This window comes from Haloferax sp. YSSS75 (genome assembly GCF_046764215.1).
Classification (GTDB): Archaea; Halobacteriota; Halobacteria; order Halobacteriales; family Haloferacaceae; genus Haloferax.
On the sequence record NZ_CP177208.1, the window covers coordinates 110,845 to 130,859 of the forward strand.

The 20,015-nt window shown below is 61.0% G+C and carries 23 protein-coding genes; 12 read left to right on the plus strand and 11 right to left on the minus strand.

What is annotated here, in order from left to right; all coding sequences use genetic code 11:
* Positions 1-20 precede the first annotated feature (20 nt).
* The 6 genes from ACK3R5_RS18435 (at position 21) to ACK3R5_RS18460 (ending at position 6,466) form a co-directional block, all read left to right on the plus strand.
* Positions 21-1,208, plus strand: coding sequence for an ABC transporter substrate-binding protein (locus tag ACK3R5_RS18435; protein WP_411969109.1), 1,188 nt, complete (start codon positions 21-23; stop codon positions 1,206-1,208).
* A 1-nt stretch (position 1,209) separates the two neighbouring features.
* A complete protein-coding gene (locus tag ACK3R5_RS18440) occupies positions 1,210-3,186 on the plus strand; it encodes an ABC transporter permease (protein WP_411969110.1) in 1,977 nt (658 codons plus the stop codon).
* Positions 3,179-3,943, plus strand: coding sequence for an ABC transporter ATP-binding protein (locus ACK3R5_RS18445; protein ID WP_411966197.1), 765 nt, complete (start codon positions 3,179-3,181; stop codon positions 3,941-3,943). Before ACK3R5_RS18440 ends, ACK3R5_RS18445 begins: the two co-directional genes overlap by 8 nt.
* On the plus strand, positions 3,940-4,668 hold the full coding sequence (locus ACK3R5_RS18450; RefSeq protein WP_411968973.1) for an ABC transporter ATP-binding protein: 729 nt from the start codon (positions 3,940-3,942) through the stop codon (positions 4,666-4,668). Before ACK3R5_RS18445 ends, ACK3R5_RS18450 begins: the two co-directional genes overlap by 4 nt.
* Before the next feature lie 47 nt (positions 4,669-4,715).
* Positions 4,716-6,008, plus strand: coding sequence for a phenylacetate--CoA ligase PaaK (gene paaK / locus ACK3R5_RS18455; RefSeq protein ID WP_411968974.1), 1,293 nt, complete (start codon positions 4,716-4,718; stop codon positions 6,006-6,008).
* 71 nt (positions 6,009-6,079) lie between these two features.
* Complete coding sequence (locus ACK3R5_RS18460) at positions 6,080-6,466, plus strand: PaaI family thioesterase (protein ID WP_411966201.1); 387 nt, start codon at positions 6,080-6,082, stop codon at positions 6,464-6,466.
* Between the two features lie 216 nt (positions 6,467-6,682).
* Here ACK3R5_RS18460 and paaE read toward each other — a convergent pair whose 3' ends face one another.
* Genes paaE through paaA form a run of 5 tightly spaced genes read right to left on the minus strand, consistent with a single transcriptional unit; the run spans position 6,683 to position 9,433 of the window.
* Positions 6,683-6,853, minus strand: a complete 171-nt coding sequence (gene paaE / locus ACK3R5_RS18465) for a 1,2-phenylacetyl-CoA epoxidase subunit PaaE (RefSeq protein ID WP_191967159.1) — start codon at positions 6,851-6,853, stop codon at positions 6,683-6,685.
* A 2-nt stretch (positions 6,854-6,855) separates the two neighbouring features.
* Complete coding sequence (gene paaD / locus ACK3R5_RS18470) at positions 6,856-7,281, minus strand: 1,2-phenylacetyl-CoA epoxidase subunit PaaD (RefSeq protein ID WP_411966203.1); 426 nt, start codon at positions 7,279-7,281, stop codon at positions 6,856-6,858.
* Positions 7,274-8,146: a 1,2-phenylacetyl-CoA epoxidase subunit PaaC gene (gene paaC, locus ACK3R5_RS18475; protein WP_411968975.1), complete on the minus strand. Its 873-nt coding sequence runs from the start codon at positions 8,144-8,146 to the stop codon at positions 7,274-7,276. Before paaC ends, paaD begins: the two co-directional genes overlap by 8 nt.
* Entirely contained in the window at positions 8,146-8,475 is a 330-nt protein-coding gene (gene paaB / locus ACK3R5_RS18480) for a 1,2-phenylacetyl-CoA epoxidase subunit PaaB (RefSeq protein WP_411966205.1), read from the minus strand. The genes paaC and paaB overlap by 1 nt, the downstream gene beginning before the upstream one ends.
* Positions 8,476-8,488: 13 nt before the next feature.
* Complete coding sequence (gene paaA / locus ACK3R5_RS18485; RefSeq protein ID WP_411966206.1) at positions 8,489-9,433, minus strand: 1,2-phenylacetyl-CoA epoxidase subunit PaaA; 945 nt, start codon at positions 9,431-9,433, stop codon at positions 8,489-8,491.
* Positions 9,434-9,536: 103 nt separating this feature from the next.
* Here paaA and ACK3R5_RS18490 point away from each other — a divergent pair, with 103 nt between their 5' ends.
* Positions 9,537-10,175 carry a helix-turn-helix domain-containing protein gene (locus ACK3R5_RS18490; RefSeq protein WP_411969111.1) on the plus strand — a complete coding sequence of 213 codons (639 nt, stop codon included), beginning with the start codon at positions 9,537-9,539 and terminating at the stop codon, positions 10,173-10,175.
* Positions 10,176-10,226: 51 nt separating this feature from the next.
* Complete coding sequence (locus ACK3R5_RS18495) at positions 10,227-10,991, plus strand: enoyl-CoA hydratase/isomerase family protein (RefSeq protein ID WP_411968976.1); 765 nt, start codon at positions 10,227-10,229, stop codon at positions 10,989-10,991.
* Position 10,992: 1 nt separating this feature from the next.
* Here the strand turns inward: ACK3R5_RS18495 and ACK3R5_RS18500 are convergent, their stop codons facing one another.
* The 3 genes from ACK3R5_RS18500 to ACK3R5_RS18510 form a co-directional block, all read right to left on the minus strand.
* On the minus strand, positions 10,993-11,868 hold the full coding sequence (locus ACK3R5_RS18500; protein ID WP_411966209.1) for an amidohydrolase family protein: 876 nt from the start codon (positions 11,866-11,868) through the stop codon (positions 10,993-10,995).
* Positions 11,869-11,931: 63 nt separating this feature from the next.
* A complete protein-coding gene (locus ACK3R5_RS18505) occupies positions 11,932-12,522 on the minus strand; it encodes a hypothetical protein (RefSeq protein WP_411968977.1) in 591 nt (196 codons plus the stop codon).
* A gap of 457 nt (positions 12,523-12,979) precedes the next feature.
* Positions 12,980-13,585, minus strand: coding sequence for a class I SAM-dependent methyltransferase (locus tag ACK3R5_RS18510; protein WP_411968978.1), 606 nt, complete (start codon positions 13,583-13,585; stop codon positions 12,980-12,982).
* A gap of 126 nt (positions 13,586-13,711) precedes the next feature.
* On the opposite strand from ACK3R5_RS18510, the gene ACK3R5_RS18515 reads away from it, so the two are divergent.
* Together ACK3R5_RS18515 and ACK3R5_RS18520 are read left to right on the plus strand one after the other, a co-directional pair.
* Positions 13,712-14,080 carry a rhodanese-like domain-containing protein gene (locus ACK3R5_RS18515; protein WP_411968979.1) on the plus strand — a complete coding sequence of 123 codons (369 nt, stop codon included), beginning with the start codon at positions 13,712-13,714 and terminating at the stop codon, positions 14,078-14,080.
* Between the two features lie 116 nt (positions 14,081-14,196).
* The gene (locus tag ACK3R5_RS18520; protein ID WP_411966213.1) at positions 14,197-14,664 is read left to right on the plus strand and encodes an FKBP-type peptidyl-prolyl cis-trans isomerase; all 468 of its coding nucleotides are present in this window, start codon (positions 14,197-14,199) and stop codon (positions 14,662-14,664) included.
* Between the two features lie 6 nt (positions 14,665-14,670).
* Here ACK3R5_RS18520 and ACK3R5_RS18525 read toward each other — a convergent pair whose 3' ends face one another.
* Positions 14,671-15,804: a coiled-coil domain-containing protein gene (locus ACK3R5_RS18525; protein ID WP_411968980.1), complete on the minus strand. Its 1,134-nt coding sequence runs from the start codon at positions 15,802-15,804 to the stop codon at positions 14,671-14,673.
* 222 nt (positions 15,805-16,026) lie between these two features.
* Between ACK3R5_RS18525 and ACK3R5_RS18530 the strand changes: the two genes are divergently transcribed.
* The gene (locus ACK3R5_RS18530; protein WP_411968981.1) at positions 16,027-16,908 is read left to right on the plus strand and encodes a universal stress protein; all 882 of its coding nucleotides are present in this window, start codon (positions 16,027-16,029) and stop codon (positions 16,906-16,908) included.
* A 12-nt stretch (positions 16,909-16,920) separates the two neighbouring features.
* Here the strand turns inward: ACK3R5_RS18530 and ACK3R5_RS18535 are convergent, their stop codons facing one another.
* Positions 16,921-17,616 carry a cob(I)yrinic acid a,c-diamide adenosyltransferase gene (locus tag ACK3R5_RS18535; protein ID WP_411968982.1) on the minus strand — a complete coding sequence of 232 codons (696 nt, stop codon included), beginning with the start codon at positions 17,614-17,616 and terminating at the stop codon, positions 16,921-16,923.
* Positions 17,617-17,789: 173 nt separating this feature from the next.
* On the opposite strand from ACK3R5_RS18535, the gene ACK3R5_RS18540 reads away from it, so the two are divergent.
* Positions 17,790-18,359 carry a hypothetical protein gene (locus ACK3R5_RS18540; RefSeq protein WP_411966217.1) on the plus strand — a complete coding sequence of 190 codons (570 nt, stop codon included), beginning with the start codon at positions 17,790-17,792 and terminating at the stop codon, positions 18,357-18,359.
* A gap of 26 nt (positions 18,360-18,385) precedes the next feature.
* Here the strand turns inward: ACK3R5_RS18540 and ACK3R5_RS18545 are convergent, their stop codons facing one another.
* On the minus strand, positions 18,386-19,972 hold the full coding sequence (locus ACK3R5_RS18545) for an ABC1 kinase family protein (protein WP_411968983.1): 1,587 nt from the start codon (positions 19,970-19,972) through the stop codon (positions 18,386-18,388).
* Positions 19,973-20,015 lie beyond the last annotated feature (43 nt).

Sequence of the window (20,015 nt, forward strand, 5' to 3'; positions counted from 1 at the left end):
GGTTCGTACAGGCAGCAGGGTTGGCAGGGGTTGCTGGACTTACGGGCGCGGCAGGATGTCTCGGTGGTGGTGGTGGTGGCGGCGGAACGAACGCCGTCACCTACGGCGTCATCAGCCCGATGACCGGACCGTACGGGGGGCTGGCAGTCGGGCAGCGAAACGGTGCCGAACTCGCTATCAAGCACGTCAACGAGAACGACGACATGGACGTCGAGATTACCGGCGTCTACGAAGACACCGAGGCCGACCCGTCGACCGGTCGGCGGAAGGCGCAGTCTGTCGTCGAACAGGACGGCGCGTCGTATCTCATGGGTGCGATTTCGTCGAGCGTCGCACTCGCGCTCAACGAGTTCGCGGCGGAAGAGGAGATTATCTACAACCCCGGTGGGGCGGCAGTCCCCATCACCGGGTCGAACTGCAACGAGTGGGTGTTCCGCGCGGAGACGAACACCGCACAGATGGCAGAGGCCGTCTCCGACTACACGGCGGAGAATCTCGGGACGAAAGTCTGGTTCCACATCGCCGACTACGCGTACGGTGAGTCCGTGATGTCGCGCGTCGAAAAGCGAATGAGTCAGGGGCGCGACATCGACGTCGTCGGCCGAAGTCGCTCGCAACTCGGGTCGACCAACTTCAACTCCTACATCAGCCAGATTTCGAACTCCGACGCTGAAGTCGCTGTCCTCGGGATGACCGGCGGTGACCTCATCAACTTCGTCAAGCAGGCGGCGAGCCAGGGGCTCAAGGAGAACGTGAACCTCATGTCGCCGACGATGACGTTCTCTGTCGTTCGTGGCGCACTCGGCGAGGCGGCCTACGGAACCTACGGTGGCGTCCGCTACCTGCCGACACTCGAAACTGGAGACAACCAGTCGTTCGTCGAAGCCTACCAGAGCGAGTACGACGGTGCACCCGACAACTTCGCCCGCGCGGCGTACATGTCTATCCGGATGACCGCTCACGGCATCGCAGAAGCCGGGTCGACAGACCCCGCAGAGGTCAAAGACGTGCTTCCTGGCCTCGAGATGGACACTATCCTCGGTCCGAACCAGTTCCGCGACTGCGACCACCAGGCAATGAACCCCGTCTGGCCGGGTGAACTCGTCGCCCCCGACGGCGGCAGCGGACCGGCCGCAGTCGAACTCGGCGAGATGATAGATGGCGCAGACGCACTGCCAGACTGCGGCGAACTCGGCTGCAACCTCTAGTATGTCGGTCGCCAGTGCTGTCGCAGAGCAGGTCCTCAATGGCCTCGTCGTCGGGATGGTCTACGTCCTCCTCGCAGCGGGGTTGTCCATCATCTTCGGCGTGATGGACGTCATCAACTTCGCTCACGGCGAACTGTTCGCACTCGGTGCGTACTTCGCGTTCGCCATCGCCGGCCCACTCGGCGGTGCCGGCTTCTGGGTCGCACTCGTCGTCGCGCCACTCCTCGTGGGTGTCGTCGGCATGGGTATCGAGCGACTCACAGTGAAACGGCTCTACGGCCGAGACCCACTGTATCACATCCTGTTGACGTTCGGGCTCGTCCTCATCATCAACGACCTCATTACGTCGGTGTGGGGGAAGTCCGCACAGCCGTTCCCCATCCCGGCGGTGCTCGACCAGCCGATCGCGCTGTTCGGGTTCAACTACTCGCTGTACAACTACGGCATCATCATCTTCGGGTCGATTCTCGCGCTCGGGACGTGGTTGCTCCTCAACCGCACCCGGTTCGGGATGATAATCCGCGCCGGGTCCGAGGACCGTGAGATGGTCCGCAACCTCGGTATCAACATCGACCGATACTACACGCTGACGTTCGGGTTCGGAGCGGCGCTCGCCGGCGTCGCGGGTATCGTCCTCGGTGCCTTCCAGAACGTCAGTCCGACGATGGGGTCGAGTGTCATCATTCCGGCGTTCGTCATCGTCGTCCTCGGTGGGCTCGGCTCGTTCCGAGGGGCCGTCGTCGGCGGTCTGTTCGTCGGCCTCGTCCAGACGTTCGCACGGACGTACACGCCGTTCCTCGAAGGCCTCATCGTCTTCTTGCTCATGATTGCCGTGCTCGTCGTTCGCCCACAGGGCCTCTTCGGCACCAGCATCGGCGCGGGTGAACACCACGACGGTGCGCTCCTCCACGGGGCGGGCGGCGGCGTCCTCTCGTCGGAGACGCGTGCGAAAATCGGGTATGCCGCCGTCGGCGTCCTCGCTGTCGTGCCGTTCTTCGCGGAACTGACGGGTGTCACCTACTCCGTGACGCTCCTCGAAGACATCCTCATCTGGGCCCTGTTCGCGCTCAGTCTGGACCTCGTCTTGGGGTACGCAGGACTCGTCTCGCTCGGCCACACCCTCTTCTACGGTGTGGGGGCGTACGTGTCGGTGCTGACGCTCATGCACCTCTCGCCGTCCGTCTTCGTCGCACTGTTCGCCGCAATCGTCATCTGTGCGATTATCGCGTGGAGTGTCGGCTACCTCTCGATTCGCGTCTCCGGCGTCTTCTTCGCCATGATTACGCTCGGGTTCGCGGAGTTGTTCTACAACGCCGTGTTCAAATTCGACTTCACCGGGGGGTCTGACGGCCTCTTCGGTGTCGACGTCTTCTACGGCATCGCTGGCATCGGTATCGACCCGGGCGAGTTCGAGATTCCGCTCGGCATCATGACTATCGACGGTGGAATCGTCCAGTATTACTTCCTCCTCGTCGTCGTCGTTGGGTCGTACCTCCTGGCGCGCCGCCTCATCCGCGCGCCCTTCGGGTCGGTCCTGCAGGCGATTCGCGAGAGCGAAGAACGGGCGTCGTTCATCGGCTACGACGTGACGGCGTACAAACGCCGCGCGTTCGTCGTCTCCGGTGGCCTCGCTGGCCTCGCAGGCGGCCTCTTCGCCGCCAACAACGGGTACGTCGCACCGTCGTTCCTCCACTGGATAAACTCCGGTGAGGTCATCGTGATGACCGTCCTCGGCGGGATGGGCACGCTCTACGGACCGATGATTGGTGCGGGCGTCTTCGTCGCCGCCGAAGACATCCTCTCGTCGTACATCGACCAGTGGCAGCTCGTCATCGGCGTGCTGTTCGTCCTGTTCGTCATCTTCGTCCCGCGGGGCCTCGTCTCGCTGCCGCAGACGATTGCCGAACACCCGATGTTCGACTCGACGGTCCGTGACCGCACCAACGTCAAAGACGCGGAGGTAGAACGCCATGACTGACTCCATCCTCACGACGCAGAATCTCACGAAAGAGTTCGGCAAACTCGTCGCCGTCGACGACGTGAACCTCGACATCGAGCGGGGTGAGTTCCGCAGTCTCATCGGTCCCAACGGGGCCGGCAAGACGACGACGTTCAATCTCCTGACCGGTGCGCTCCGCCCGACGCGGGGGACGGTGACGTTCAACGGCGAGAACGTCTCCGCACTCCCACCGCACGAACGTGTGCGCCGCGGACTCGGTCGCTCGTTCCAGATTACGAACGTCTTCTCGGGCCTCACCGTTCGGGAAAACGTCCGCCTCGCCGCACAGGCCGCACGCCACGAGGGCTTTACGCCCATCGAAGAGTTCCTCGAACGAAAGGAGACGTTCGACGACGTCAACGCTCACACCGACGACGTTCTCGAACGGTCCGGACTGTCGGGACGCGGTGAGGAACCAGCGGACGTGCTGGCGTACGGTGACAAACGGCGTCTCGAAATCGCAATCGTCCTCGCGACGGACCCCGAGATGGTCCTCCTGGACGAACCCACCGCCGGCATGAGCGCCGAAGAGACACGCTCGACGATGGACCTCATCGACGAGGTGCTCTCTGACCGGACGATTCTCCTCATCGAGCACGACATCGACCTCGTGATGCGCGTCTCCGACCGTATCACCGTGCTTCACAGAGGTGAGATACTCTCCGAGGGGACGCCCGAGGCAGTCTCGGAAGACCCGGAGGTCCGTGAGGCGTACTTCGGAGGTGTCGAAGCGTGAGCGACGACATCCTCCTGTCGGTCCGTGACCTCGTCTCTGGATACGGGTCGACACGCGTCCTGCAGGGCATCAACCTCGACGTCGAACGCGGGTCGGTGGTCACCCTCATCGGTCGGAACGGCGTCGGCAAGACGACGACGCTCCGGACCATCCTCGGCAGTGTAGAACCGACGAGCGGGTCGGTGACGTTCGAGGGCGAAGATATCACGTCGCTCTCGCCAGAAAAGACTGCTCGGGAGGGCATCGCGCTCGTTCCCGAAGAGCGACGCGTCTTCCCGGGGCTGACTGTCCGCGAGAACGTCGAAATCGGCCGCATCGGCGGGCGACAAGACGTGGACAAACCGACCGTCGACGAGGTCATAGACGAGTTCGAGAACCTCGTCCGCCACCGCAACAGCAAGGGGGCGAACCTCTCGGGGGGCGAACAGCAGATGCTCGCCATCGCTCGCGCACTCGTCTCCGCGCCCGACCTGTTGATGCTGGACGAACCGACCGAAGGGCTCGCACCCTCTATCGTCAAGCTGGTACAGCGGAAAATCAAGCAACTGAACGAGGACGACGTCACTATCCTCCTCGTCGAACAGAACGTCCAGGTCGCACTCGACGCCGCAGACTACGTCTACATCCTCGACAAGGGACAGGTCGTCCACGAAGGCCCTGCCGACGAAGTCGCCGAATCCGACGAGATTCTCGACCGGTACCTCGGCGTCTCGGCCGCCGAATAACCGTGTCGTGGATAATTTTTTGTGATAGTACGGGAGAGTCCTGAACGATGGGTGTCAGTGACGATGCCGACGTGACGCGACTTCCGAGAGACGAGTTGCGACGGCTACAGGACGAACGAGTACGGGAGATGGTCAGATACGCCTACGAGAACGTCGAGTTCTACGAACACGCGCTCGACAACGTTGGCGTCCACCCGGACGACGTGACGGGCGTCGAGGACCTCTCGAAACTGCCGTTCACGACGAAAGAGGACTTCCGCGACAACTACCCGACGGGGATGTTCGCAGTCGAGATGGACGACGTAATCCGTATCCACGCGTCGTCGGGAACGACTGGCAAACCCAAAATCGTCGGCTACACCCGAGACGACCTCGACGTGTGGCGAGAGGTGATGACACGCGGGTTCCGAGGTGTGGGACTGACCGCTGCCGACACGCTCCAGAACGCGTACAGCTACGGCCTCTTCACCGGTGGATTCGGATTCCACGACGGTGCGACGGCGATGGGGATGAACGTCATTCCGGCGGGCGGCGGCAACACGCAACGACAGGTGGAGATGCTCGCTGACCTCGAAAGCGACGCCATCTGTCTCACACCGTCGTACGCGCTCTATCTCGCTGAAGTCGCCGAGAGCATGGGGTACGACCCGGCCGAACTCCCACTCTCGACGGTTCTCTTCGGCGCAGAACCCTGCACGGAACCGATGCGTAAGGAGATAGAACGGCGGTTCGACGCGACGGCAGTCGAGAACTACGGCCTCTCGGAGATAATCGGGCCGGGTGTCGCAGTCGAGTGTCTCGAACAAGCGGGGATGCACATCTGGGAAGACCACTTCTATCCGGAGGTCATCAACCCCGACACTGGAGTTCCAGTCGAAGCAGGCGAAGAAGGGGAACTCGTGTTGACGACGCTGTCGAAACAGGCCCTTCCGGTGCTCCGGTATCGGACCGGCGACCTGACGACACTCACGTACGAGACATGTGACTGTGGGCGTACCGCCGTCCGGATGGACTCGGTCACGGGACGAGCAGACGACTTACTCATCGTTCGCGGTGTCAACCTCTACCCGAGCGAAGTCGAATCGGTCGTCCTCGAATTCGACGAGATTGCACCGCACTACCGCATCGACCTCAGACGCGAAGACGAACTCGACCGCCTCGACCTCACGGTCGAACTGACCGAGACGTTCGACGGGTCACGAGACGAACTCGAACGCCGCATCCGCAAGCGACTGTCGAACGTCCTCTCGTTCACACCCGACACGGTCGAACTCGTCGCACCCGGCGCAATCGAACGGACGAAGGTCGGGAAAGTACAGCGGGTCTACGACCATCGATGACGGGCAGAGACACCGACTTTCGGCGTCACGGCCGGCGAAACCAACTTAACACACACCAGAGATAGACAACCATGGACATCGAGGAATTCTTCGAGAGTATGCCCTTCGCCCAGTTACTGGGCGTCGAGGTAACCGACGCAGTGGACGGACACGCAGAAGGACACGTCGAGATGCGTGAGGAACTGTCGTGGAACGCAGACCAGGTGATGGCCCACGGCGGCGTCACGTTCACGCTCGCAGATACGGTCGGCGGGGCCGCGATCGTCAGCGAGGTGGACCATCCCGTCCCGACCATCGACATGCGTATCGACTACCTGCGCGCGGGAACCGGTGACCTGCGCGCAGAGGCCGACGTCGTCCGTATCGGTGGCGACGTCGGCACTGTGGACGTCGACGTCTACGCGACGGACGACGAGACACTCATCGCAACCGCCAGAGGCGTCTACAAGACCGGGTGACTGCCGCCGGTTGGTCCCCCCAACCCAACGTGTACTATCTGTCCCGGGCACGCCCTCCCCGAATCTGTGTATCGACCACGACGAATCTCCATGTGGACCCACTTTCTTTGGTAACTAGTCACCGGTGAGTCCTGTCCACGCGTCGGGCCGGCGCACCGCTCAGTAGTGGATGCAGTAGTTCGAAAAGAGTGTGAGACGAGTGTCGTTTCGAGTCGTTCAGCCGAACTTCTCGAACGGTTCCTGACAGTCGTGACAGAAGTGCATCGACCGGCAGAGCGACGGTCCTTTCGGGTGCTCACGGTCGGTGTTCGTCCCGTCACAGTAGGGACACTGCGCACCTTCCGTCTCGCCGGTGGTCGTGACGCTTGGGTCAGAGAGTCGTCGCATGGTCACACACTCAGGCCGAATTCTCGGAGGTCTTTGCGTCCCTGTTCGGTCACCATCGCGGTGGTCCACGCCGGACTCCACACGAGATTGAGCATCACGTCTTCGACGCCCTCGACTGCACTGACGGCGTTGCGGATGTCGTCTTCCAACATGCTCCGGGCCGGACACCCCGTGTAGGTGAGCGTCATGTCGACGCGTGCTTCGCCAGTCTCCGATTCGACCCCGACTGCGTAGATGAGACCCAGGTCGACGATGCTGATGGGCATCTCGGGGTCTTCGACCGTGTAGAGTGCGTCCCAGACTTCGCGTTCGATACCGACTGCACCGTCGCCGGTGGCCGGGAGTTCGTCGTGGGGCGTTCCCTCCGTGTAATCGGTGTGCGCACAGAGGCTCGCGTCGGTTCCGTCGGGGTCGAATTCACTACTCATCGTCTGGGTCCTTCATAATCTTCATCGCCGAGTGGCGACCGAGTTCACGGTAACTCTTCGTGAACTCGTCGAACAGGTCGAACCAGTCGTCGGTGTGCGTCTGGTCGCGACCCTTCTCGTCGGGCAGTTCGATGTCCGCGTGGTGGACGTCGTACTGTTCGGGCAGTTGTGCTTCCTCGACGTGGAGGCCGACGGATTCGAACGTCGGGACGACTTCGTCCAACCACGCTTCGCGCATGGCCAGCAGGTTCTGCGTCCGCAGACCGAGTTCGTCGATGCGTGCCTCGATTTCCTCGTCCGTCGGTGCGAACAGGGTCAGCGCGTACGGGAGCAGTCTGTCGACGGCGTCTTGCATCCGCGCTCGCGAGTCGTCGTCTTCACAGAGACGTTCGAGCCAACTCCGGGCGTGTTCACGGTGGTACCGCTCTTCGGCCAGCACCTTCTCCACGCGGTCAGCGAGACGCGCGTACGACGACCCTTCGAGTGCCTTCACGCGGACGTACTCCGCTTCGTCGTAGAGATACGACCTGACGACGAAGTCAGCCCAGTCGCCGTCTGCGAAGGGGAGTTCACAGAGCGTGCTGTGTCGCCAGTCGCCGGCGTCGCGCTCCCAGATGAGGTCCGGTTCCTCGTAGCCGAAGTCTTCGAGCAGGTCGTACCACAGACGCGCGTGTCCGAGTTCGTCCTGTGCGATGTTCGCGACAGAGAGGTCCGACTCGATAGTCGGGGCACGGACCTGCCACTCGGTGTAGCGCTCTGCGATGACGAACTCGTCGTCTGCGAGGCGGTACAGGAGCATCTCGACTGCTTCGCGCTGTTCGTCCGAGAGCTCTTGGGGTCCGGGGAGTTGTTGTGCTGCTGCCATCAGTCGTCACCGTCCACGACGGCCTTGCGCTGTTGTTCGGCCTCTGCCTGTTCGTCTTCGGACGCGGCCACTTCCTCGGCCGCCGCCTCGAAGTTGTAGGTCATCGCCCAGCGGTACGACTTGTCGGTCGTGCCGCCGAACGAGACGTCTTCGGTGTCGACTTCACCGATTTCGTCTTTCGGGACGACCCACAGACTGTTCGTGGGCATCCGTCGTGCGTGCTGTACTTCTGCGAAGAGCAACGCCATCTCCCGGTCGGGAGCGTGGACGTTGCCGCAGTGGGTGTGGTAGTCGCCTGCTTTCTTCTGTCGGAAAACTTCCCAAATCATCGAATCACTCCAGTTAGTCCGCCGCCTGGGGGCTCGTGCCACCGTAGAGGCGCTGTTCGTGGTTGTCCATCGATTCACGGACCCAGGCGACTGCTTCCTGGGCCTTCTTGCGGGCGTCGATTTGCCCGAGTCCGGGTTCGTACTCGTTTTTCGCAATCTGGAAGAACTCGTCCCAGTCGAGTTCGTCCTCGGCGACGTCGTAGGTGCCGTCGTCGTTCTTCGTGATGGTCGGCGTGTCCGGAATCTCCAGTCCGTATTTCTCCGCTTTCGGGATGTAGGTGTTGAGGAACGCACGACGGAGTTCGTCGTTGGACATCTGTTTCAGGCCGACTTCGCTGGCGAATCCGTGGTGGGTCGACTGCTTGTCCACCGGGCCGAAGAACTGGATGATTCGTGGCCACCACTTCTCGAAGGCCTCCTGTGCCATCTCCTGTTCCTTCTTGGACCCGGTCATCATCTCGTGAAGCATGGCCTCACCGTGCTTGACGTGGAATCCCTCTTCGAAACAGACCTTGTCCATCGCGTGGGCGTAGGGTTCCCACGACGTACTCTTCAGCGTCGCCTGCCGGCGCATCGCCGCGCCGTCGACGAAGAACGCAATCATCGGCGTCTCCGCCCACGACTCCATCGGGTAGTGGAAGCAGTTGAGGAACTTCCCCTGCCCGTTGGCCAGTTCGTCGAGCATCTCCTGGCGCGTCTTGACGCCGAGACTCTCTGCGGCACGGTAGAGCAGTTGCCCGTGGCCGAGTTCGTCCTGCACTTTCGCGGAGAACGCGAGTTTTCGTTCGAGGCTGGGGGCCTGACGGATGAACGGGCGTTCGAGGTACGCGCCCATGATTTCACTGTTCGCGTGGAACTGAATCATCCGCGTCGCCGCTTTGCGGTACTCCTCTGGCATCTCGTCTTTCGGGGAGAACTCACGTGGTCCAGCCCGTTCTTTGACAGTTTCGAGGTCCATCGGTATACACAGAACTATCACGGATAACCACTTACGAATTGGCCCGTCTATAGACGGGGTTTTTATACCGGGGTCGTGTAGAACGAACCGAGATGATGTGGGAGTGATAGAAGAGTGTCTGGTTGCGGAGTTCCGCATCGACGGCGACGACTGCCCCCTCGCGCGAGTGACGAGTCGGGTCCCCGTCACAGTCGACGCGAACGCTCCCCAACTTCGTGCCGATGGAAACGTCTTGCTGTACTTTTCGTCGCCACCGGACGAGCGACTCCCCGTTGCCCTCGACGAGGAAGCGGATATCCGCTATCTCCACGTCACCCGCAACGACGACGCGTACACGTACCGCTGTCTATCGAAACATCCGTGTGTCGTCCACGAACTCGTCGACGTCGGGTTTCTCGTCGAATCGATGCAGTACAGCGACGGTGGCGCGACGATGCGGGGTGCTGTGGTCGGAAACGACGTCCTCCGAGGTGTGATGGAGAAGGCGGGCCAGACAGTCGGCATTCGACTCCAGCGCGTCTATCCGCTTCGAGCGGACGAAGAGTCCGCCATCGGCCGAGTGTGGAACCTGACGTCCGCACAGGAAGAGAGCCTCCACGTCGCCTACGAGATGGGGTACTTCGAGCTTCCCCGGTCGATTACGGCGGACGACGTCGCCGCCGAACTCGACATCAGCAAATCTGCGTTCCTCGAACGCCTCCGCCGTGCTCAACAGTCGCTCTTCGGAACACTGTTCGGTTGATGTCTCCGTCTCCCGCCGAGGCTATTTATCCCGCGTCGGTGTAGCAGGCGTATGCGAATCGAAGACGACGACGGAGTCAGGACAGTGACGTTCGACCGGCCCGAGGTAAAAAACGCCTTCACCGCCGACGTCGCCCGCGAGTTATCTGCGGCACTCGAAGCAGTCACGGCCGAATCGTTCGACGCCGTGGTCGTAACCGGCGACGGAGACGCCTTCAGCGCGGGCGGCGACATCGAGGCGATGGCCGAACGAGACGAGACTGCCCGCGAAGCGTACCAGCGCGTGCGTGGGACACTCGGGCGCGTGGCGGAAGCGATTCTCACCGCGCCTGTTCCCGTCGTCGCGCGCGTCAACGGTGACGCAGTCGGTGCGGGGATGTCTGTCGCCGCGGCCTGTGATTTCGCGTACGCGTCGAGAGACGCGCGGTTCGCTGCATCGTTTATCAACGTTGGACTCGTCCCCGATGCCGGGGCGACGGTCACACTGCCCGAACTCGTCGGCCTCCGGGCGGCCAAAGAGTTAGCGTTCACCGGGAAACTCATCTCGGCCGAACGCGCCGCCGAACTGGGACTCGTCAACGACGTGGTAGATGCGGACGAACTCGATTCGGTCGTCGATGAGATGGTCGAGACACTCGCGTCGCGTCCGACCGAATCGCTCGCGCTCGCGAAGGAAGCTATCCACGCCAACCTTGGTCGCCCGTGGCAAGACGGCCTGGAACGTGAAGCACAGGCGCAGACGCTCGCCTACGATACCGACGCACACGAAGAAGGAGTCTCGGCGTTCCTGGAGAAGCGGCGACCGAACTTCGACTGACTCAGTCCAACCCGAGGAAGCGTTCGGCGTTCTCCCAGAGAATCTTGCGTTTGACCTCGTCGGAGGCGTCGAAGTGGTCGTCGAACGATTCGAACCACCGGCCCGGCCGAATCATCGGGTAGTCCGTGCCGAACATCACCTTGTCCTGTAACACCGTCTTGGCGTAGTGGAGCACCTGGTCGTCGATATACTTCGGCAACCATCCCGAGAAGTCCATGTAGACGTTCCCCTTCTGCTGGCAGATGGCGAGTTGTTCTTTCTCCCACGGGAACGCCGGGTGAGCGATGAGAATCTGCAGGTCGGGGTGTTCCGCCGCGACGTCGTCGATGAGCATCGGGTTCCCGTACTTGATTTTGAGGCCACGGCCACCCGGTGAACCAGCACCGAGCGTCGAGTTCCCTCCGTGGAAGATGACGGGGACACCCAGGTCCTCGATGGTGTCGAAGAGGTCGGTGTGTGCGTCGTCACTCGGGTCGAAGCCCTGGGCAATCTGTTGGAATTTGAACCCGGAGAGACCCAGGTCCTCGACACACCGAATCGCCTCTTCGACGCAGTCGTCTTTCAACGGGTCGACGCTACCGAATCCGACGAAGAAGTCGGGGTGTTCGTCGCGTATCTCGGCCACGTAGTCGTTCGGCACTGGCGGGTTTCCGGTGTTGGTTTCGGCGTCCCACCCGAGGAGAATCGCCTTCCCGATGCCGTACTCGTGGTACTCCTCTATCATCGCCTCGTAGTCCCACGTCTCCATCTCGGTGCCGAATTTGTTCGCCGCGTCCTGCATCATCTCGCCGCCAGCGTCTTGGAGAAACTCTGCTGTGGGCTGGTGTGCGTGCGTGTCGATAATGCGTGGCTCGTCGAGCGTATCCCTCACGGTCATCGGTAAAAGACCGTGCCGTAATGGTAAAAATCGACCGGACCGTTTCCGGCCGAGATTCCTCTCTCACCAGTCTGTATCGTCGACGACTTCGTGAACGAATTCGACGGCCCACTCGTGGTCTTCGATTGCCCGTCGAAGCGTATTGTAGTACGCGACGTTGTCGTCCGATGGGAATGTGTAGGTCGTTCGCCAGAGAACCTCCGAATCGTCGTCGATGACGTCTGCAGTCTCCCACGACCCAGTATCCTGCATCTCCGACGCGTGTTCTCTGATTCGTTCTCGAAGGCGTTCCCGCACCGACTCTGCGTCCTGTGAACCACCGCTCGGTTCGATGGCGTCGAACCACAGTTCGAACTGGAAGTCGCCGTCTTCGAACCGGTCGTGCGTCGGGTAGTGTTTGAAGTACGGGTCGTATCCTCGCTGTCGAATCGGACTCCACACGTCGGGTGCGATGCGTCCCCACCGGTTTCCGATGTGGCCCGGAACCCAGACGATATCTGCCGTCTCGGGTGGAATCGAGACGATGACGTCTGCCCACTCGTACTGTAATATTCGGCTTACGTAGTCGGCCTCGACGCTCTCTCGCCCTTCTTCGACTGCTCGCGGTGTCCCCGTGTGAGTCTTTTTCCGGTCTCCCCTATCCTGATGCCCCATAGTACACCTAACAACGGAACAACAAATAAAGATTCACGACAGACACGACATCGTGAACGTCCGATTTCGTGGGCGACTCGTCAGAGACACATCGCATTGCCGGTCGTCTCTCGTTCACACGAGTTCGGCCAGCGTCCAGATTACCAGCCAATATATCAGATACCATAGTATTATTTAATATATATCGAGAAGTCGATTTTTTCACTCCGTCACGCCCAATATGTTAGTCAATACACTATGTGAATCCGAGAACAGAATCATCTTGGAACCGGCGTACACGAGAGTACAATTCAAGCGATTCGGATTTATGAACTAAATTTAATATACTAAGAGGTGACTAAATCTTCTCGCGACGTCTCTCGGGTTCGGTGAAATTCACCCCAAAAATATTATACATCAGCGAGTATGTAGCCTGACAAATCTAAATGTATACAGGAATTTCCAGCCTGTAGCAGAGTTACTCCCAGTGACGCTGGGGGTACGACTGTGTGCCGCCGTGAGTGTTCCGCGCGACGATAGTTGCCGTCGCAGAGGTCCGACCCTCACGTTCTTCGGTCGATTCCTCGTAGTAGAGAATCGTCAGGTCGAGACACGACCGGAGCAGTTCGTTCGACTGGAATCGGTATCGGTTCGTACTCGGTCCGACCGTCGCTGGCGGCGACGACTGAAGGTGGTGTTGATAAAACAGGACGCCGCCCGGTTTCAGTGCAGCTTTGATGTTCCCCAACTGGTCGAGCGTGCGGAAGAAACTGATAGTTATCACGTCGTACGTCTCTTCTGGGAAGTCGTACTCGGTTGCGTCGGCGAGAATCGTCTCGACCCGTTCGGAGACGTTCGTCTCGTCGGCACGTTCTTCGATGATGTCGAGGCCCGCCCACGATTGGTCGAGTGCATCGACGTCGTATCCTTCCGCCGCGAGAAAGAGCGCGTTTCTACCGGTCCCAGCGGCCACGTCGAGTGCACGCCCTTCGGGGAAGGTATCGACGTACGCCTGTAACACGGGCGATGGGTCGGGGTCGGTCGGATACTCACCTTCGCTGAACCGTTCGTCCCACTTGTCCATATCGCGAGTACGAACCCCTGCCTGTTGAACGTACGCCGTGGTTCCAGCGAGACAGGACTGGCCTGACGTCGGTACCCGTCGGCGGAAGCACCAACGCTTTGGCTATCGGTCCACTCCGAGGGAGTAATGGCGAAGATTCGACCAGACGAACTCGACGTGCGCTTGAACGGCGATTCGGGGCCGTTCGTCCTCGACATTCGGCCGAAGGACAACTACCGACGAACCGCCATCGACGGCAGTTTCAACGCCCCCGTCTACGACGACGTCCGGTCGGGTGACGACGAGTCGCTTCGTGCGTACTTCGACGAGATTCCGCGTGACAGAGACGTCGTCGTCGTCTGCAAGATGGGCATCGTGGCGAAACGGGCGACGAAGTTCCTGCAGTCGGAGGGCTACGACGCGACGACGCTCGCCGGCGGGATGAGTGGCTGGACGGGGTATCGAAACGGCACACTCGGGTACAAGCTCCGCTCGCTTCTGTGGCGACTCTTTTGACGCTCTGACCGGTCTTCGTCGTCCGTCGTCTGAACGCGCTCTCGGCGTGCCGCGCCACGCTTTCGAACTGCCGAGAGAATACTGCCTTTTAACCGTGTCTAGTCACGAGGGAAACCATGGCAATCGAAACTGGTGACTCTGTCTCACTCGAATACGTCGGCAAACTCACTGACGGGTCCATCTTCGACACGTCCCGCCCTGACGTCGCACAAGAGGCCGGACTCGCAGAAGCACAACCCGACCGAGAGTACGAACCGCTCACCGTCGAAGTCGGTGCGGGCACGGTCATCGAAGGGCTCGACGAGGCACTCGTCGGGATGGAAGTTGGCGACGAAGAGTCCATCGAGATTCCACCGGAGAAAGCGTACGGCGAGCCTTCTGAAGACCGGATTCGCGAACACGACACCGCTGAACTCCGAGAGGTCCTCGGTGACGACCCAGAAGAGGGAATGTACGTCCAGACTCAGCAAGGTGGCCTCGGCGAAATCGTCCACGCTGACGACGACGTCGTCCGTATCGACTTCAACCACGAACTCGCCGGCAAGACGCTCGTCTTCGACGTCGAAATCGTCGACGCCAACTAACCGGATTCAGTCGCCGAGTGGCGGGTGCGCGTCGAGACACGAGACGACGTGCTCGTACTCGTCCCGCACCGACGACAGTTCGTCTGAGATGACGCCACGTCGAAGTTTCTCTCGTTGGTCGTCGGTAAGTTCCTCCCGAGCAATCGCCGCCTCGCGGAGTCGTTCGTAATCAGTCCGGTCGACGAGTCTCCGGACTGAACGCGCCTCCGAGACGACTGATTCGGAGGCGAACCGACCGACGACGGAGACGAGTTCTCTCGCTCGCCAGCGAACCGTCGAGGCGGGTGCGGGTGGCCACGAGACGGTCAACGGTTCTCCGTCGACACGGTGGAGAAATTGGCTGTTGGTCTTGACTGCCGCATCGAACTCCTGTGGACTGTCGACGTAGTGGTCCAGTTTCGACCGGGAGTACTCCGTGTACTCGACGAGTTTCGAGAGCGGTTCGTCACCGACGTCGGCAGTGTGAAGATACGATTCGAGGCGTGGCGGTGGCGACGGCATCCCGACGAGCGGAAACAATTCGGCCGTCGACAACCAGTCGACGACGTCGCGTGCGGATGACTCCCGGCGGAATCGTTCGAACGCCTCTGTGACCGCTTCGTTGTAGCGTTCGATAGGGGTTCGAAGTTCGGAAATGGGGGCGTCGATATCTGCGCGTCCGAGTTCTTCGATGCGTTCCAGTCGGTCGATTCGTGATTCGAGTTCCGCTTTGGCAGACTGCACGGCACGGCGTTTGCTCCGATAGGCGTCTTCGGCGTCCTGCAGCGACTCCAGTAACTCGACGTCCGCACGGACATCGGCGAGCAGTGTTCGCGCGCGCTCGAAGTCGGACGACGACAGCGACGAGGTGACGGCGGTGGTGAGAGCGTCGTTGGCCTGAATGAACGCCTCCCCGTGCCGGATGTCGGCCGGTGCCGATTCGAGTCGGTCGGTGAGTGTCTCGCGAAACTCGATGTAGCCCTGAAAGTCGTCGGGGTCAGTCGCACGTTCTTCGAATCGGTCCAGTATTCGCTCGACATCGCGATACGTAGTGGCGAGGCGCCGAAGTTCGTCACGGCCGACCGTTTCGACGTCCTCTCGGTAGGCATCGAGTTTCGTTGCTGCCGTTCGGAGTTCGGAGACAGGGTCGTCGTCGCTCACAGGTTCTCACCACGAACGAGTTCCACCTCGTCACATCCACCCAGCACCGAGACACTCTGTACGTTCACTGCCGGGCTTTCGTCGTGGAGGACCGAAAGTCTGGTGCCCGTCACACGTCTCGAAGCGAGTTGGTCTGTGTGACGGCGGCGACGTCGTCTGGGAGACGAGTGGCAGTCGAACCCGTCGAAAGTACTTACCTGTGCCCGGCCTAACACGACCAGTATGTACGAAACGATTCTCTTTCCCATCGACGAGGTGATGGAGTCGAGCGCAATCCTCCACCACGCCAGTGAAATCGCCCACTGGGCCGACGGGACAGTACAACTCCTGTTCGTCGCGAATACGGGCCGCGACAGCGTCACGCTCGTCGACAACCAAGTCGTCGACGCGCTCGTCAAGCAGGGCGAATCCGTCGTAGAGGAGGCCGGGGCGACGTTAGACACGCTCGGTGTGGACTACGACACCGACGTCGTTCAGGGCAATCCCGCGCCGACCATCGTCCAGTACGCCGACCGATACGACTACGACCTCATCGTGATGCCGACGCACGCGAGGCAGGGACTCTCGCGACGACTCCTCGGGAGCGTCACGGAGAAAGTCGTCCGTCTGTCGGAGAAACCCGTGCTCACCGCCCGAATGGAGTCGACAGACCAGTTGACCTTCCCGTACGAAGGCATCCTCATCCCGACGGACGGCAGCAAATCGGCAGCGCGTGCCGCAGAACACGGCCTCGAACTCGCCGCAGCGACAGACGCGACTGTTCACGTCCTCTCGGTCGTCGACGACTCGTCGCTCGGCCCCGACGTTCGCTCGATGCTCTCCGGAAAAGAGTACGAACAGGTCGCCGCCGACGCCGTCGCAGACGTCGTGTCGAAGGCAAAGGAGTTCGACGTCTCCACCGTCGTCGAACATATCGAACACGGCGCGCCCAGTGACCGCATCAACACCGTCGTCGACGAACACGACGTCGACGCAGTCGTCATGGGAACGACCGGACGGAGCGGTGTCGACCGAATCCTCCTCGGGAGTGTCGCAGAGAAGACAGTCAGAACCGCCCCGGTGCCGGTGATTACGGTCGCCGCGAAGCAAGAACAGTCCGAGTAACGACCACGGCGATTAGTATTCGGTTCCCCGTCGTGCACGTTGGCCGCTCTCCATCGGGTGTTTCACCTTTCGCACGTTCGTCACGAGGTCAGCGACGTCGGTGAGATACGTTGGCTCGTCGTGGCTTCCGGTCAAGACGAGTTCGAGGTGCTCCGGTTTCTGCTCGATTAGTTCGAGGACGGCAGACTCCGAGAGGAGTCCCATCGAGACGGCGTACAGAATCTCGTCGAGGACGAGCAGATGGACACCGTCTTCTGGTGGGCCATCGAGGGCGAGCGGAGCGGTGAGGTCTGCTGTAGCCGCCCCATCGAGGAGTTCTTTCGTCCGGTCGATACCGGCCGCCACCTGTTTGGCGTGGTCCGCCTCGTCGCTTCCGTCTGCCATGCCTGCCCACCCGTAGTGGCCGAGGTTTTCGAACGAGAATCCCGGCATCGCTTCGATTGCGTTGTACTCACCGCGAACTGCTTCGACAGAGTCCGCACCACCTTTCATAAACTGGAGCATGTGGACGCGAAAGCCGTGACCTGCCGCACGGAACCCCATCCCCATGGCAGCAGTCGTCTTCCCCTTACCATCTCCCCACCACACCTGTACGAGCCCGAACTCGTCGGGCGCAGTGGGTTCGATTGCCGTCGCCTCTGGTCGAACCCCCTGTCCGGGTGTGTTCCGTCGGACAGCGTCGGGGTTCGAATCTGATTGCTCGGTCATCGGGACGCTCCGTGTGTCTCGGTGGTGTGGTTCGTTCGCATCGATACAACTCGAATTTCATTACCCAAAATTGTGTTGCATTCGACCGTCCCGTCGTGGGTGCGGCACTCGCTGGACGCCCGGTCTGTCAATATCTTTATCAGAGTGTCAGCCAACTTCTCTGAGAGGGACGTGTGACGGACTCAAATCAAGACTCGAACGTGAAACCGGTCGAATTAGGCATCAGGAGTGCTATCGTCAGCGTCTTTGTCCTCGGCATTCGAAAGCGGAACCCCGGTGCCGTGGTCAACGCCGTCTTCTCGCTCCTCGGGACGTATCTCCCGGCGCTGCTCGAACGGACTCTCGGCGTCGAATTCCGACCGTGGCAACGCCTCTACGTCGAGTCGGCGATGCTCACACACGCGGTGGGGATGCTCGGGCCCTACGACGACGTGTGGTGGTGGGACCACCTCACTCACACGCACTCGGCGTCTGTCGCCGGTGGGATTATCCACGTCATCGCAACACGTCGTGGCCACGACCCACGACCACGAGTTATCGGCGTCATCGCCTTCCTCGGTGTCGCCTGGGAACTCACCGAATATCTGATTCACTTCGTCGCGAATCGCCTCGGTATCGACCCGATTCTCGTCCAGTATGGGCGTGAAGACACCGCGTTCGACCTGGTGTTCAACCTCGTCGGCGCGCTCATCGTCGTCGTCTTCGGGGACAGAATGTTGCGGAACTTCACTCGCGACGACTGACCCGAGTGGACGCCACGGTGTGCCGGTTATCCGTTGACACGGGCGTTGTGTAACGCGACCAGGAACACCAGCGTCATGATTGCGGCGATACCCCAACCGATAGCACCGAACGTCGGCCGAACGTCCGTCAGAATCGCGGACCCGACGACCCACGAGGCAGTTATCAACGCGTACGCCAGCAGTCGTCCGATCGCAGTGAGTGGTTGTTGTAACTGTAGCCCCGCTACCTGCAGTTGCCCGTCGAGGACCATGTCGAGAACGCGTTCGAGTTTTTCGGGGGTTCGAACGGTCGAACGAATCGACGACGTCGCTTCGTCGCTCATGCCTTCGAACCACGTCTCGGCACCACGTCTGCGGTATCCGTGTTCGACGAGGAACTCCTGTGCGGCGGTGAGAAAGTCGAAGTTCGGGTCTAACTGGCGGAGGACCCCCTCGCTGACCGTTCCAACTCGGATGAGGAGCATGAGGTCCGGCGGGATACGGAACGGGAAGTCGTGGAGAATCGAGTTCATCTCGGTGATGAGCGCTCGCCAGTCGGAGATACCGGTCCCCTCTAAATCCCGGATAGCCAACTCCAACACCTGATTCATCGCCTGTCTGTCGACGTCCGAGTCGAGGACACCAAGGTCGATGAGCACGTCCATCAGGTCCTCGGTGTCACGCGCCGCGGCGGCGATGTACAACCGGACGATAGCGTCCTGCATCTCCGGTGTGAACCGTCCAGACATCCCGAAATCGTAGAAGACGATTCGTCGTCTGTCGTCGACACCGAGATTCCCGGGGTGTGGGTCGCCGTGGAAGACGCCGTCGACGATTCCCATCTTGAAGTAGGCGTTGGCGATATCGTGGGCGATTGCGACGGGGTCGTACCCCGTCGCCCGAAGTTCGTCCATGTCGGTAATCTTGGTGCTATCGACGTACTCCATGGTGAGCACCCGTTCGGAACACGCTTCGGGGAACTGCTCGGGAATCTTGACGCCGTCTTCTTCGGAGAAGTTCGAGCGAATCTCGGTCATCATTCGCCCTTCCCGTGCGAAGTCGAGTTCCTGTTTGATGATGCGCTCGAAGTCGTCGGCGAGATTTCGAAGCGAGAAGTGGTGGCGCTTCGGCGCGATCGCGATGACCACTGGGAGGAGGCGTCGGACGACTCTGAGGTCGGTTTCGATGATGTCCACGACGTTCGCACGGCGGACTTTCACCGCGACGCGGTTCCCCCTGTACTGCGCTTCGTGCACCTGTGCGAGCGACCCGCCGGCGAGTGCTTCGGGGTCGAACGAGTCGAACTCGTCCATGCCGACGTCTTCGCCGACTGTCGTCTCGACTTCTCCGAACGGACCGGGTGGGACGGTGTCCTGCAGCGTACTCAACTCCGTGGCGTAGACCAGTGGAACGATGTCGGGGCGTGTCGAGAGCACCTGCCCGATTTTGATGAACGTCGGCCCGAGTTCCAGCATCGTGTCGCGCAACCGTCTGGCCCGAAGTTGGTGCTGTTCAGTTGAGACGAACCGGGAGCGACCGAACAGGATGAACCGGTGTCGGTCACGGAGGCCTGCGACGAAGAACGGGAGAAAGCGGATTGCAATCTGGACCAGACGGCGGGGATACTGAAACATTCGATTCCTCGTGTCAATTATACAATCTCTACGGACAAAAAGG

Excerpts from the sequence above, each read along its gene's own strand:
- ACK3R5_RS18440 (WP_411969110.1), top strand. The coding sequence starts at position 1,210 with ATGTCGGTCGCCAGTGCTGTCGCAGAGCAGGTCCTCAATGGCCTCGTC.
- ACK3R5_RS18445 (WP_411966197.1), top strand. The coding sequence starts at position 3,179 with ATGACTGACTCCATCCTCACGACGCAGAATCTCACGAAAGAGTTCGGC.
- paaK (WP_411968974.1), top strand. The coding sequence starts at position 4,716 with ATGGGTGTCAGTGACGATGCCGACGTGACGCGACTTCCGAGAGACGAG.
- ACK3R5_RS18460 (WP_411966201.1), top strand. The coding sequence starts at position 6,080 with ATGGACATCGAGGAATTCTTCGAGAGTATGCCCTTCGCCCAGTTACTG.
- paaE (WP_191967159.1), bottom strand. The coding sequence starts at position 6,853 with ATGCGACGACTCTCTGACCCAAGCGTCACGACCACCGGCGAGACGGAA.
- paaD (WP_411966203.1), bottom strand. The coding sequence starts at position 7,281 with ATGAGTAGTGAATTCGACCCCGACGGAACCGACGCGAGCCTCTGTGCG.
- paaC (WP_411968975.1), bottom strand. The coding sequence starts at position 8,146 with ATGGCAGCAGCACAACAACTCCCCGGACCCCAAGAGCTCTCGGACGAA.
- paaB (WP_411966205.1), bottom strand. The coding sequence starts at position 8,475 with ATGATTTGGGAAGTTTTCCGACAGAAGAAAGCAGGCGACTACCACACC.
- paaA (WP_411966206.1), bottom strand. The coding sequence starts at position 9,433 with ATGGACCTCGAAACTGTCAAAGAACGGGCTGGACCACGTGAGTTCTCC.
- ACK3R5_RS18495 (WP_411968976.1), top strand. The coding sequence starts at position 10,227 with ATGCGAATCGAAGACGACGACGGAGTCAGGACAGTGACGTTCGACCGG.
- ACK3R5_RS18500 (WP_411966209.1), bottom strand. The coding sequence starts at position 11,868 with ATGACCGTGAGGGATACGCTCGACGAGCCACGCATTATCGACACGCAC.
- ACK3R5_RS18505 (WP_411968977.1), bottom strand. The coding sequence starts at position 12,522 with ATGGGGCATCAGGATAGGGGAGACCGGAAAAAGACTCACACGGGGACA.
- ACK3R5_RS18510 (WP_411968978.1), bottom strand. The coding sequence starts at position 13,585 with ATGGACAAGTGGGACGAACGGTTCAGCGAAGGTGAGTATCCGACCGAC.
- ACK3R5_RS18515 (WP_411968979.1), top strand. The coding sequence starts at position 13,712 with ATGGCGAAGATTCGACCAGACGAACTCGACGTGCGCTTGAACGGCGAT.
- ACK3R5_RS18520 (WP_411966213.1), top strand. The coding sequence starts at position 14,197 with ATGGCAATCGAAACTGGTGACTCTGTCTCACTCGAATACGTCGGCAAA.
- ACK3R5_RS18530 (WP_411968981.1), top strand. The coding sequence starts at position 16,027 with ATGTACGAAACGATTCTCTTTCCCATCGACGAGGTGATGGAGTCGAGC.
- ACK3R5_RS18535 (WP_411968982.1), bottom strand. The coding sequence starts at position 17,616 with ATGACCGAGCAATCAGATTCGAACCCCGACGCTGTCCGACGGAACACA.
- ACK3R5_RS18545 (WP_411968983.1), bottom strand. The coding sequence starts at position 19,972 with ATGTTTCAGTATCCCCGCCGTCTGGTCCAGATTGCAATCCGCTTTCTC.